The sequence below is a fragment of the Devosia sp. LjRoot3 genome (assembly GCF_964252865.1).
In the GTDB taxonomy this organism is placed as follows: Bacteria; Pseudomonadota; Alphaproteobacteria; order Rhizobiales; family Devosiaceae; genus Devosia.
Genome location: NZ_CAXUPK020000002.1, coordinates 41,922 through 53,927, shown reverse-complemented (window position 1 = coordinate 53,927; position 12,006 = coordinate 41,922). Strand labels below are relative to the sequence as shown.

Below are 12,006 nucleotides of genomic sequence, written 5' to 3'. Positions count from 1 at the left end.
CTAAAGAACTCGTGTTGCCGCCGCTTCCCAAGGAGCCCCCGCTTGGCCGAAAAGCCGCAAACTCCGTTGCTCGACACGGTCCAATCGCCCGCCGACCTGCGCGCCCTTCCTCGCGAGCAGCTGCGCCAGCTTGCCGATGAACTGCGCACCGAAATGGTCGATGCGGTTTCCGTCACCGGCGGCCATCTCGGCGCCGGCCTCGGCGTGGTTGAACTGACGGTCGCCCTGCACGCGGTTTTCGACACGCCGCACGATCGCATCATCTGGGACGTCGGCCACCAGGCCTATCCCCACAAGATCCTGACTGGCCGCCGCGACCGTATCCGCACCCTGCGCCAGAAGGATGGCCTTTCCGGCTTCACCCGCCGCGCCGAAAGCGAATACGACCCCTTTGGCGCCGGCCACTCTTCCACGTCGATTTCCGCGGGCCTCGGCATGGCCGTCGCCAGCGAGCATCTCAGCACGCCGCGCAATGTCGTCGCCGTTATCGGCGATGGCGCCATGTCTGCCGGCATGGCCTATGAAGCCATGAACAATGCCGGCGATATGGATGCCCGCCTCGTTGTGATCCTCAACGACAATGACATGTCGATCGCGCCGCCGACCGGCGCCCTGCGTGCCTATCTCGCCCAGCTCGTTTCGAGCCCGGCCTATCGCGGCACCCGCGACGCAGCAAAATCCATCGTCAGCAAGCTTCCAAAACCGCTACACGAGCCGGCCCGCAAGACCGAAGAATTCGCCCGTTCGTTCTTTACCGGCGGCACGCTTTTCGAAGAACTCGGCTTCTACTATGTCGGCCCCATCGACGGGCACAATCTCGACCACCTGCTTCCTGTGCTCGACAATGTGCGCGAGATGGAAAAGGGCCCTGTGCTGATCCATGTCGTGACCAAGAAGGGCAAGGGCTATGCCCCTGCCGAAAACTCGGCCGACAAATATCACGGCGTCTCAAAGTTCAACGTCATCACCGGCGCCCAGACCAAGGCGCCGTCCAATGCGCCCTCCTATACCTCGGTCTTTGCATCGAGCCTCATCCAGGAAGCCGAGGCCGACAAGCGCGTCGTTGCCGTCACCGCCGCCATGCCCAACGGCACTGGCCTCGACAAGTTCGCTGAACTCTTCCCCACGCGCATCTACGACGTCGGCATTGCCGAGCAGCACGCCGTCACCTTTGCGGCCGGCCTTGCCAGCGAAGGCATGCGCCCCTTCTGCGCCATCTATTCGACCTTCCTGCAGCGCGCCTATGACCAGGTGATCCACGACGTCGCCATCCAGGGCCTGCCGGTGCGCTTTGCCATCGACCGCGCGGGCTTTGTCGGCGCCGATGGCCCGACCCATGCCGGCAACTATGACAATGCCTATCTCGGTGCCATTCCCGGCATCGTGCAGATGGCCGCATCAGACGAAGCCGAACTCCGCCATATGGTTGCGACCGCCGCCGCCTATGATGCCGGCCCGATCAGCTTCCGCTATCCGCGCGGCGACGGCATGGGCGTCGACATGCCCGCCCGTGGCGAGATCCTGCCCATCGGCAAAGGCCGCATCGTGCGCCAGGGCAGCACCATTGCCCTCCTCTCCTATGGCACGCGCCTTGGCGAAGTCATGGCCGCCGCCGACAAGCTCGCCGCCCTCGGTCTCAACCCGACCGTCGCCGATGCGCGCTTCCTAAAACCGCTCGACGAAGAACTGACCGCCCACCTGGCGCAGACCCACGACGTGCTGATCACGACCGAAGAAGGCGGCCTCGGCGGCTTTGGCAGCCATGTCGCAACCTTCCTCGCCTCGAACGGCTTCCTCGATGGCAAGGTGCGCTTCCGCCCGCTGATGATCCCGGATCGCTTCGACGAGCATTCGAGCCAGTCCGACATGTACGCCGCCGCCGGCCTCGACCGCCACGGCATCGTCCAGACGGCACTGACCGCCCTCGGCTACGACGAAGCCGCCATGAAGGCGGCCCTCGCACAGGCCTAGTCCGGTCCCAAAAAGCGCACAAAAAAATCCCCGCTCGCGCGGGGATTTTTGCTTGGGGTGAAGCCCTCGCCTTACTTCCAGGTAAAGGCGCGAGTCACGGCATAGTTGAACACCGAGCTCATGATCGCGCCGGAGAGGCCCGCCACAAAAGTCTGGTGATCCCACTGGTAGATCGCATTGGCGACCGAAATATTGGCAATGCCACCCAGCGCGCAGATCGCACAAAAACTCAAAAAGCCCGTGACCAGCCGCGTGCCCTTCAGCTTGCGATCGGCATAGGTCAGGTTGTTGTTGAGCACGAAATTCCAGCCCATGGCGATCAGCGTCGCCGCGATCTGCGACACTACAAAGCCCTGACCAAAGATCGAGGTGAAGAGCGCCAGCGCCGCAAGGTGCACCACCACGCCGGTGCCTCCCACAAGACCGAACAGCAGGAAGCTAGGCGGCAGCGCGCCGGCCGTCATTTTCGAGACCCAGAGACCGAGATACTGGATCACGATCAGCGGGTTCATCTTGCTCTCGCCCGCATGGCGCGGACGGAACGTATAGGGCACTTCGGCTATTCTGAGCGGCTTGCCCATGCGGGCCGAGGTCACGATCAGATCGATGAGAATCTTGAACCCGTCGCTGGCGAGTTTTGGCGCCGCTTCCAGTGCCGCCTCGCGGCGCATCAGGAAAAAGCCGCTCATCGGATCGCTGACCGCCTGCCCGGCAATCATGCCGGCAAGGCGATTGGCAAGATTGCTGCCCGAAAGGCGCGTCGCACTGAGGCCATCGCCGGCCGAGCCGCCCTCGGCAAAGCGCGAACCGACGACGAGATCAGCGCCATTGATTGCCTCAGCCAGCATCTTGGGAAGGATGGTTTCGTCATGCTGATGGTCGGCATCGATGACAGCCACATAGGGCGCCGCGGTAACGGCCATGCCTTCGACACAGGCCGAAGCAAGGCCCCGGCGGCCAAAACGCCGGACGCAGCGGATATTGGCGTAGACCCGGCTCAGCTCATTGACGACGTCAGCCGTCCCGTCGGGGCTATTGTCGTCGACGACGATCATTTCCCAGGGCGTGTCGCCCAGCGCCAGCGCGACTTTTTCGTAAAGCAACTCGATATTGCCCCGCTCATTATAGGAGGGGACGATGACAGCAAGCTGCGGGGGACGGAAATTGGTATGAAGTGCGACGCTGGCTTCTTGGATGGGGCCGTTCGACATTTTTTCTTGAGCACTCTGGCTGCGGGGCATTTCCCTTAAAAGCACGCCGCGCACTTAAAGTTGCGTGGGATAGATTTCATAGCAGGGTTGCGCCCAGCGCAGATGTGGCCCGCAGCGCTTTGTGCCAATCCACACATTCCCCTCATGGCTGGAGGCGCCGTGCATTCCCCCAGTACCGATTTCAGGCAGGACCGACCCACTGCGATAGTCCTGCTTTTGCCGCTCATCTTCGTGCTGAGCGGCACGCTGATCCGCTTCCTCGCCTTCCGCTATGCCGAGCCTGACACCGAATGGACGCAGTATTTCGACGCGCTCTGCCGTTGGGATTGCACCTGGTACATCCGCATGGCCGAAACCGGCTATGACACTTTCCCGGTGCCCTCGCGTGTCTCCGCGGGCAATTGGGCCTTCTTCCCGTTCTACCCGATCCTCGTCGGGCTGATCGGCAAGCTTATCCCGCTTCCCACCATCGTGCTGGCAAGCCTGCTCTCGATTGCCACGGCCTATGCCGCCGTCGTCGTCGCCTGGCCGCTCCTCGGCCGAAACATCAGGGCCTACACGCTCTATGCCGCCTTCATGCTGTCCGGCCCGGTCTCATTCTATTTCACCACCTTCTTCACCGAGGTGATGTTCGTCCTCCTGACGACCCTGGTCTTCCGCTTCCTCGGCCGCTCCGACTATCTCGGCGCCGCCGCCTCCGCAGCCCTGCTCTCTGGCACGCGCATCGTCGGTGTCTTCGCCTCGCTCTCCATCGGCGTGAAAGCGCTGATGGATTACCGGCAGGACAAGGGGACGTGGCGCGGCATTGTGGGCGGCCTTCTCGGGCAACCGAAGCTCGTCCTTGCCATCTTCATCTCGCCGCTCGGCTTTTTCACCTATGCGGCCTTCCTCAATTACTGGATCGGCGATGGCCTTGCCTTCAGCCACACCCAGCGCGCCTGGGGCCGCCAGATTGCCAATCCCGCGACCTATCTGTGGGAAGGTCTCGTCAATTGGCCGAATGGCGGCGCCCTGCTGAGCAATTCCCAGATCCTCGCCCTCGCCGCCGTCACCGGCCTCGTCATCACCGGTGTCCTCGCCTGGCGCAAGCAGTGGCCCGCCGTGGTCTTCTGCCTCTTCTGCATCATCATCCCGCTCGCGGCCGGCCTTGCCTCCATGCTGCGCTTCATGGCCGGCTTGGCGCCGATCACCATCACAGCGGCAACGATCCTGGGCAAAAACCGCGTGATTTTCGCCATCAGCCTCATCGGCCTGATCATCGGCGCCTGGTTCGTCACCCTTGCTTGGCTCGGAGGCAATGTTGCGCTTGTCTGATCGCTCGCCGCTGACCCTCGGCGCCTATGCCCTCGCGGCCATCCTCGCCCTCTTCGAGCTCGCCGTCCTCTGGCAGGCGCTGCATCCCAATGTCTCAGCCGACTATCGCGCCTACTATATCGACCGCACCACCACCTGCCTGCCGCAGCCGGTTACGGGAGAATATGTGCTGGGTACGGAACTGAATTTCCGCTCGGAAGGCGACGAAACGCGCGAACTTCGCCCCTGCGGCTGGACTGGCCCCGCCGGCGACGGCACCCATTCGGTCGGCGAAACCTCGCGCCTGCGCTTTGCTATCGACGCAAAGGGCCCGCTGACCCTGATGCTGGAATTGACCGGCGTCACCCTGCCGGGGCCCGCCCAGCAGCGTGTTCTCATCTCGGCCAATGGCCATGACATCGGCGAAGTCGCGGTAACGCCCGACCAGACCGAGCGTTTTGTCATTTCAATCCCGGCAGGTGCTTTGGATGATGATGGCTTTGTCGACCTGAAATTCGACTATCCCGATGCCATCTCGCCGGGAAAGCGGGTTTCGAACACCTATTGGCGCTCGGTAAAACTCACCGCTGCGTCGCTCAGCCCGGCTTGACCGGGCTGAGCCGCAAAAGCCTTAGTGGTCGGAAGCGCCTTCGATCATGCCGAGCGCCGACATGTAGAGCTCGAGTATGGCTTCCTGCTCCATACGCTCATTGGCGTCCTGCTTGCGGATCGTCACGATCTTGCGCAGGATTTTCGTATCAAAGCCGTTGCCCTTGGCTTCGGCGTAGATTTCCTTGATGTCAGCCGCGATAGCGGCCTTTTCTTCTTCCATCCGCTCGATGCGCTCGATAAAGGCGCGGAGCTGGTCCTGGGCGACGCTGTCTTCGACGGCCATCGTAAACCTCTTTTTGTTCTGGCTGTCTTGAACCCCATGGGCTCGCGCGGTTCAAGCCCTTGACTGGCCGATTCTCTACAGATCACCGCATTGCATGCCCGCAATTCCGTCAAATCCCGTCATTAGCCATTGACCCGACTTGTCGCATCGGCTCAAACACTCCCGGTATCTCCCATGACCAATGGCCCGCTCTTGCACCGCTTCTGCCTCGGCTCGACGCTTTTGCCGCTTCTTGCGGGTGGCTTTTTTCTAAGCCCGGTCGCGCCGGCCTATGCGGACCTCCGCATCTGCAACGAGACCGCCAATATCCTCTCCGTGGCCCTTGGCTATCGCGCCGAACGTGGCTGGATGAGTGAAGGCTGGTGGCAAACCCCGCCCGGTGATTGCCGCACCCTCTATCAAGGCGACCTGCAACGGCGCTTTTATTACCTCTATGCCGTCGACGATATTGGCGGCGGCGCCTGGGACGGCCAGGTGTTCATGTGCACGCGTGATGAAACCTTCACAATATTCGGGGTTGAGGATTGCCTCGCGCGGGGCTATGAGCGCACCGGGTTCTTTGAAATCGATACCCAGAACCGGACGGACTGGACGCTGCAGCTGACCGAAAGCGCGGGCGCGCCCAATGTGGTCGGTCCGGACGCCGGTGAAGATCTCGAAGAGCCAGCCTTCCTGGTTGACCCCGAAAATGCCGATCAGGTGGTACCCCTTCCGCCACCACCACCAGACAGACAGAGCACGGATACGCAATGAGACGGATCAGACGCGCAAAGATCCTCGCCACCCTCGGGCCCGCAAGCAACGAGGAAAAGATGATCGAGGAACTGGCAAAGGCCGGTGCGGACGTATTCCGCATCAATATGAGCCATGCCAGCCACGAGCTTCTGCACCAGACCGTTGCGCGCATCCGCAATGTCGAAGCGCGCCTGAAGCACCCGCTCGGCGTGCTGGTCGACCTGCAGGGCCCCAAGCTCCGCGTCTGGAAGTTTGCCGAAGGTTCGGTCAACCTGGTCCAGGGCCAGAAATTCACGCTCGACAGCGACAAGAACGACAACGGCAATTCCGAGCGCGTCTACCTGCCGCATCCGGAAATCATCGAAAGCGTCTCTGTCGGAGACCGCCTCCTTTTGGACGATGGCAAGCTCCAGCTCAAGGCGACTAAAGTCGGAGGCGGCGTCATCGAGACCGAAGTCATCTATGGTGGCAAGCTCTCGGACAAGAAGGGCGTTTCCCTGCCCGATACGCTGCTCCCGACCGGTGCGCTCACCGAAAAGGACCATGCCGACCTCTTGGAAGGCCTCAAGGCCGAAGCCGACTGGATCGCCCTCTCCTTCGTGCAGCGTCCTGAAGACATCATCGACGTGCGCAAGATCGTCCAGGGCCGCGCCGGCGTCATGGCCAAGATCGAAAAGCCCCAGGCTATCGATCGCCTCGAAGAGATCGTGAAGCTGTCCGACGCCATCATGGTCGCCCGCGGCGACCTCGGCGTCGAACTGCCGCTCGAAACCGTTCCGGGCCTGCAGAAGCGCATGATCCGCATGTCTCGCCGCTATGGCAAGCCGGTGGTCGTCGCAACGCAGATGCTCGAATCCATGATCACTGCGCCCGTCCCGACCCGCGCCGAAGTGTCGGACGTGTCCATCGCCGTCTTCGAAGGCGCCGACGCTGTCATGCTCTCGGCCGAGTCAGCATCGGGCCAGTACCCGATTGAAGCCGTCGCGACCATGAACAAGGTGGCCGTTGCCGTCGAAAGCGACGCCAACTACCGCAACATCATCCGCGCGGCCCAGACCGAACCGGAAGCAACCGCCGCCGACGCCATTTCGGCTGCGACCCGCCAGGTCGCCGAAACGCTCGATCTTGCTGCCATCGTCACCTACACGGCCTCGGGCTCGACCGGCATCCGCGCCGCCCGCGAGCGCCCCAGCAAGCCCATCATCGTGCTTTCGCCCAATATGCGCACCATCCGCCGCATGTCGGTGGTGTGGGGCGTCCATTGCGTGCAGACCGAAGATGCGGTCTCGCTCGAAGACATGGTCGATCGCGCCTGCGTCATTGCATACCAAGAGGGCTTTGCCCGCCCCGGCGACCGCATCGCCATCACCGCCGGCATCCCGCTCGGCACCCCTGGCGCGACCAACATGCTCCGCATCGCCTTCGTCCGCCAGGACGGCGCCGGTTCGAGCTAAGGCAAGCTGCCACCTGAATATAAGAAAGGGCCCCGATCACTTCGGGGCCTTTTCTATTTTGTGGGATAGCCGACCTGACCGAAGGGCGAGAGGCGACCCCATGGCGGTCCTTAGCAGCAAAGCAGTGAGTGCCGGAAAGCTGCCGTTGCCCGCCCCAGCCGACAACGGCGCTCTTCAACTAACCTTACAAACGCTTCTTAAGAACTATGCGAACGAAAGGCCTCCAATCATCCCCCTGGAGTTGTGTCCATTCGCCCTCTAGCATCCTGCCGTTGTCAGAGAAATGCCCTGAGAAGCGCTGGACCTTGCCGATAATTGTGTAATTGAGGCCCTCGATCCTGGAGACAAAATCGTTTGTGCTGCCATCGGGGTCGTAACTCCGGCTAAAGAACGCGCCCGATGCTTGGTCAACGCCAAAGATTTCGGTCGATTGCACATGTTGGGCTCCCATCATCGCGTCGACATCATGGACGAGGAAGTATCCGTTTGGCATCCATGCATAGATGTCGCTGGCCTGCGAGGTGCCGCCTTCTGTACCGTCGGTTTCTATCATGGTGATCGAGGTGTCCCAGCTACCAGCAAGGACGTTCAGGCGGCGGTGATGCTCGGAGGGAAAGTTGGCCTGCGTCATAGATGCTCCTTTTTGTTCCAAACTGTAGACGAACGAACCTATGATACCTCGACACAACCCAGAAAATTTTGGTCGGTCTAAACGGCAGCTTTCTTGGCTGACCGCGTACCGGATTGAATGGCGGTGCTCCCAACTCGAAGTGCCCCCTCGCCGCCAGCACCTCCAAGACCGCTCTTGAGTTCAAAGGCATTAGCAAGCGCCATGGCGCTGCAGCCACTACACTTCAATGACTTCGCTGATCTGCACGACGGGGGCGATATCCGTATAGTTGGCAACGTCCGCGGCGATCTCGGCGCGATGGGGCCCCAAAGCCTCCTGGAATGTCGCCAAACTCGGCGAGTAGACGTGGCACGCGGCGACGAACTCCGGCGCGCTTCCAGGTTCGCGGCCCGCAAGGCCCTTATCGATCTCGTAGCGCAGGCAGGCAGCGCCGAGCCGTTGCTGGAGCAGTGGCATATGGCGGGTGCTGTAGTAGTCGTGATCGAACTTCGAGCCGCCATCGGCCGGATAGTAGACACTCATCTTGATCATGTTGGGGCTCCTGCCTGAACGCCTCTCCAAGCGTTCGAGGGGCCTATGTAGCGCGGAAGATTATTTTAGTATAGATATTTTAAAATAAGCACATTAGAAAAGTGATATGGGACGTAGGCGGACATTCGACGAAGAAGCAGTGATGGCCGGAGCGATGATGGCTTTTCGTGAGCACGGTTACGCTGGTCTCACAGTTAAAGCGCTTGAAGCCGCCACGCAGGTCAGCTCGGGTAGCCTCTATAACGCCTACGGTGACAAGGAAGGGCTGTATGCTGCAGTTTGCGATTTTTACTTCCGGAAGGTCATCGATCCGCGCATCGGTTCCGCCCAGACGCTCGATGATCTGGAGAAAGTAGCTCTCGATCTCTTCAATCCGCCGTTCTCGGACGGGTTCGGCTGTATGGTGACAAATGCCGCTATCGAATTTGGTGCCTCGGCGGGAGTCGGTGGCGCCTTCGCGGGGCGCGGGCTCCATACCATTGAGGCAGCCGCACGTCGGGCCATCTACGCTGAGATGGGCCCTGGAAATGAACATGCCGCACTACGGGTCGTGCTGCTTTACCAAGGCCTGCTGGTGCTAACGCGCGCCGGACGGCTATCGGACTCCTATAAAGCCGCTGTGACAGCCGAGTTCGACCATCTGCGCTCCCAAAGCGATTCACGTCCCCAAACATAGGAGAACAGAATGCACAAGGCCGTCAATCCAGCGAGCCTGTCCACCCCGCCATACTACAGCCAGGCGATAGAGGTGTCCGGCTTTTCCAGAACCCTTTACGTGTCCGGACAGGTCGGGGTCGCTGAAGATGGCAGCGTTCCACCTGATGCTGGCCAGCAGGTTAAATTAGCGATCGCCAATCTTAATGCGGTTCTTGCCGAGGCCGGCATGGACAGGAACAATATCGTGAAGAATACGATCTATCTCACCGACCCTTCCCACGTGCAGGACTTCATGGCGGCGGGTGGCGAACTTTTGTCCTCACCGCCCGCCGCCTCGACACTGCTGATCGTCAAAGCACTGGCGAGTCCTGCGCTGCTAGTAGAAATTGAGGCGGTTGCTGTAGCCTAACGGCTGTGTGTCCACATCGAACGGCTGCTAACTTGACGTAAGGCTGAGAGATAGCGCCTACCGCGACCAACGTATCTGTCAGTTGGCTAGACGTCCGCTCATTGAAATCTTCGCCTTGAAAGCAGACCGTCTCCTTCCCACCCCTCAGCCGCCAAAAACAACAAGGCCCGCATTCGCATGCGGGCCTTGTCGAAACTTTGCAAGGCGTGAAACGCTTAGCCCTGGCGGGCCTTGAAGCGCTTGTCCACCTTGTTGATGATGTAGACACGACCGCGACGGCGGACGAGCTTGTTCGCGCGGTGGCGCGTCATCAACGCCTTCAGCGAGTTGGTTACCTTCATCGGTCTAATTCCCTGGTCAAACAAAAGGGGCGCCAAGGCGCCCGAAAACTGCGCTCTTCATAGGGAAAAGGCTGGGCTCTGTCAACGCGCCTGAGCAAGAGTTTTCCCCGTTTCGACGCCCGGCCTCACGAGGCTCCGTTAACCGGCAGGTCAGCCTTATCAGGCTAGAGTTTCCGCCGGTTCCAGGGGGCTGGGAATGGATAAAATCGTCAAGCACGGCGTCGTGATCGCCGATCCGGTGGAAAACATGGCCTCGCTGATCGCGGCCATGGTGCGAGGCCTCGGCCATCGCATGGTTCTGGAAATTACGAACCCACGCGAGTTGAAGGCCGTGCTCGACAGCCGTTCCTATAGCCTCATCATCCTCGATGACATGATGGGGCCACCGGACGCCGTCGAAATGGTGCGCCAGATGCGGACCGATGTCGACAGCCCCAACCGCACCACATCCGTCATCATGATGTCTTCAGCGCCCGATATTGCGCGCATTGCCGAAGCCCGCGATGCCGGCGTCAGCGAATTTCTGAAAAAGCCATTCTCGGCGACCGACCTGCAAAAGCGCATTGCCGGTCTCGACATCAAACCGCGCGAATTCATCGAGGCCCCGGAATATGCGGGGCCCGACCGGCGGCGGCGCAAGCTCACCGCCGGCATTGCTGATCAGCGCACAGTCTCTGAAACTGAGACCTAAGCGCGCGGCTTGGGCGCATTCCGCGGCGGCATGTCGTTCGAATAGATATTGTGCAGGCCGACATTGAGAATGTCGCGCTCGCCGCACAGCGCCATGGTCGTGTCGAGTTCCTTGCGGATGATTTCGAGCACGCGCGTCACGCCCGCTTCCCCGCCGGCACCCAGGCCATAAAGCATGGGCCGGCCAATAAAGGTCGCCTTGGCGCCATAGGCCAGCGCCTTGATCACGTCCTGGCCCATGCGAATGCCGCTATCGAGATAAACCTCGGTTTTGTGCCCGACCTTGTCGACGATCTCGGGCAGAACCCGAATGGTCGACGGCGCACCATCGAGCTGGCGACCGCCATGATTGGAAACAACGATCGCATCGGCGCCATTGTCGATGGCCGCCTGCGCATCATCGGCATCAAGCACGCCCTTGACGATCACGGGACCACCAAAGCGTTCCTTGATCCAGCGCACATCGCCCCAGTTGAGCGTCGGGTCGAACTGGCTGGCCGTCCAGGCCGAGAGCGACGCGAGATCATGGTCGCCGCTGACATGGCCGACAATATTGCGGAAGGTGTGTCGCTTGGTGCCCAGCATGCGCGCACACCAGAGCGGGTGCTGCATCATCTGCCAGATCGAATAGGGCGTGAACTTTGGCGGGGTCGACAGCCCGTTCTTGATGTCCTTGTGGCGTTGCCCAAGGATCTGCAGGTCCATCGTAAGCACCAGCGCCGAGCACTTTGCCGCCTTGGCGCGGTCGATCAGGCGATTGATGAAGTCGCGATCGCGCATCACATAGAGCTGGAACCAGAACGGCGCCGTGGTGTTCTCGGCAATGTCTTCGATCGAGCACACGCTCATGGTCGAGAGCGAAAAGGGAATGCCGAACTTTTCGGCCGCCTTGGCCGCCTTGATCTCACCATCTGCCGTCTGCATGCCGCCGGTTGCCGCCGGGGCGATCGCGACAGGCATGGTGATTTCCTTGCCCAGCATCTTGGTCTTGAGGTTGCGCCCCTCAAGATTGACCGCCACCTTCTGGTTGAGCTTGATCTTGTTGAAATCGCTCTCGTTCTCGCGATAGGTGCCCTCGGTATAGGAACCGCTATCGGCATATTCGAAGAACATTTTTGGCACGCGCCGGCGCGCCACCCGCATCATTTCGTCAACGGTGAGAATCTTGTCGATGGCGGTCATGGCCGA

The 12,006-nt window shown here is 61.1% G+C and carries 14 protein-coding genes; 8 read left to right on the top strand and 6 right to left on the bottom strand.

Translation table 11 applies throughout. The annotated features are described in order from the left end of the window. Window positions 1–42: 42 nt before the first annotated feature. Window positions 43–1,971, top strand: a complete 1,929-nt coding sequence (gene dxs, locus ACSQ2A_RS07310) for a 1-deoxy-D-xylulose-5-phosphate synthase (RefSeq protein ID WP_436071683.1) — start codon at window positions 43–45, stop codon at window positions 1,969–1,971. A gap of 71 nt (window positions 1,972–2,042) precedes the next feature. On the opposite strand, the gene ACSQ2A_RS07305 is transcribed toward dxs, so the two are convergent. Further along, window positions 2,043–3,182 carry a glycosyltransferase family 2 protein gene (locus ACSQ2A_RS07305; RefSeq protein WP_436071682.1) on the bottom strand — a complete coding sequence of 380 codons (1,140 nt, stop codon included), beginning with the start codon at window positions 3,180–3,182 and terminating at the stop codon, window positions 2,043–2,045. A 159-nt stretch (window positions 3,183–3,341) separates the two neighbouring features. Between ACSQ2A_RS07305 and ACSQ2A_RS07300 the strand changes: the two genes are divergently transcribed. Together ACSQ2A_RS07300 and ACSQ2A_RS07295 are read left to right on the top strand one after the other, a co-directional pair. After that, the gene (locus ACSQ2A_RS07300) at window positions 3,342–4,496 is read left to right on the top strand and encodes a hypothetical protein (protein ID WP_436071681.1); all 1,155 of its coding nucleotides are present in this window, start codon (window positions 3,342–3,344) and stop codon (window positions 4,494–4,496) included. Next, complete coding sequence (locus ACSQ2A_RS07295; RefSeq protein ID WP_436071680.1) at window positions 4,489–5,085, top strand: hypothetical protein; 597 nt, start codon at window positions 4,489–4,491, stop codon at window positions 5,083–5,085. Before ACSQ2A_RS07300 ends, ACSQ2A_RS07295 begins: the two co-directional genes overlap by 8 nt. Window positions 5,086–5,106: 21 nt before the next feature. On the opposite strand, the gene ACSQ2A_RS07290 is transcribed toward ACSQ2A_RS07295, so the two are convergent. Then, window positions 5,107–5,370, bottom strand: a complete 264-nt coding sequence (locus ACSQ2A_RS07290; RefSeq protein WP_295414621.1) for a DUF2312 domain-containing protein — start codon at window positions 5,368–5,370, stop codon at window positions 5,107–5,109. A gap of 174 nt (window positions 5,371–5,544) precedes the next feature. Here ACSQ2A_RS07290 and ACSQ2A_RS07285 point away from each other — a divergent pair, with 174 nt between their 5' ends. After that, the gene (locus tag ACSQ2A_RS07285; RefSeq protein ID WP_295414623.1) at window positions 5,545–6,123 is read left to right on the top strand and encodes a DUF1036 domain-containing protein; all 579 of its coding nucleotides are present in this window, start codon (window positions 5,545–5,547) and stop codon (window positions 6,121–6,123) included. Continuing rightward, window positions 6,120–7,559, top strand: a complete 1,440-nt coding sequence (gene pyk / locus ACSQ2A_RS07280) for a pyruvate kinase (RefSeq protein ID WP_295414624.1) — start codon at window positions 6,120–6,122, stop codon at window positions 7,557–7,559. The genes ACSQ2A_RS07285 and pyk overlap by 4 nt, the downstream gene beginning before the upstream one ends. A gap of 184 nt (window positions 7,560–7,743) precedes the next feature. Here pyk and ACSQ2A_RS07275 read toward each other — a convergent pair whose 3' ends face one another. Continuing rightward, window positions 7,744–8,190 carry a DUF1579 family protein gene (locus ACSQ2A_RS07275; RefSeq protein WP_436071679.1) on the bottom strand — a complete coding sequence of 149 codons (447 nt, stop codon included), beginning with the start codon at window positions 8,188–8,190 and terminating at the stop codon, window positions 7,744–7,746. Between the two features lie 216 nt (window positions 8,191–8,406). Next, window positions 8,407–8,721: an EthD family reductase gene (locus ACSQ2A_RS07270; RefSeq protein ID WP_436071678.1), complete on the bottom strand. Its 315-nt coding sequence runs from the start codon at window positions 8,719–8,721 to the stop codon at window positions 8,407–8,409. 142 nt (window positions 8,722–8,863) lie between these two features. Between ACSQ2A_RS07270 and ACSQ2A_RS07265 the strand changes: the two genes are divergently transcribed. Next, window positions 8,864–9,397 carry a TetR/AcrR family transcriptional regulator gene (locus tag ACSQ2A_RS07265; RefSeq protein ID WP_436071677.1) on the top strand — a complete coding sequence of 178 codons (534 nt, stop codon included), beginning with the start codon at window positions 8,864–8,866 and terminating at the stop codon, window positions 9,395–9,397. A 9-nt stretch (window positions 9,398–9,406) separates the two neighbouring features. Then, the gene (locus tag ACSQ2A_RS07260; RefSeq protein ID WP_436071676.1) at window positions 9,407–9,787 is read left to right on the top strand and encodes a RidA family protein; all 381 of its coding nucleotides are present in this window, start codon (window positions 9,407–9,409) and stop codon (window positions 9,785–9,787) included. Window positions 9,788–10,002: 215 nt separating this feature from the next. Here the strand turns inward: ACSQ2A_RS07260 and ykgO are convergent, their stop codons facing one another. Beyond that, window positions 10,003–10,128 (bottom strand): type B 50S ribosomal protein L36, encoded by a 126-nt coding sequence (gene ykgO / locus ACSQ2A_RS07255; RefSeq protein WP_046144158.1) that lies wholly within the window; start codon window positions 10,126–10,128, stop codon window positions 10,003–10,005. Between the two features lie 196 nt (window positions 10,129–10,324). Here ykgO and ACSQ2A_RS07250 point away from each other — a divergent pair, with 196 nt between their 5' ends. Further along, window positions 10,325–10,819 (top strand): response regulator, encoded by a 495-nt coding sequence (locus tag ACSQ2A_RS07250; protein ID WP_295414631.1) that lies wholly within the window; start codon window positions 10,325–10,327, stop codon window positions 10,817–10,819. On the opposite strand, the gene ACSQ2A_RS07245 is transcribed toward ACSQ2A_RS07250, so the two are convergent. After that, window positions 10,816–12,000, bottom strand: coding sequence for an alpha-hydroxy acid oxidase (locus ACSQ2A_RS07245; protein ID WP_436071675.1), 1,185 nt, complete (start codon window positions 11,998–12,000; stop codon window positions 10,816–10,818). The genes ACSQ2A_RS07250 and ACSQ2A_RS07245 overlap by 4 nt on opposite strands. Window positions 12,001–12,006 lie beyond the last annotated feature (6 nt).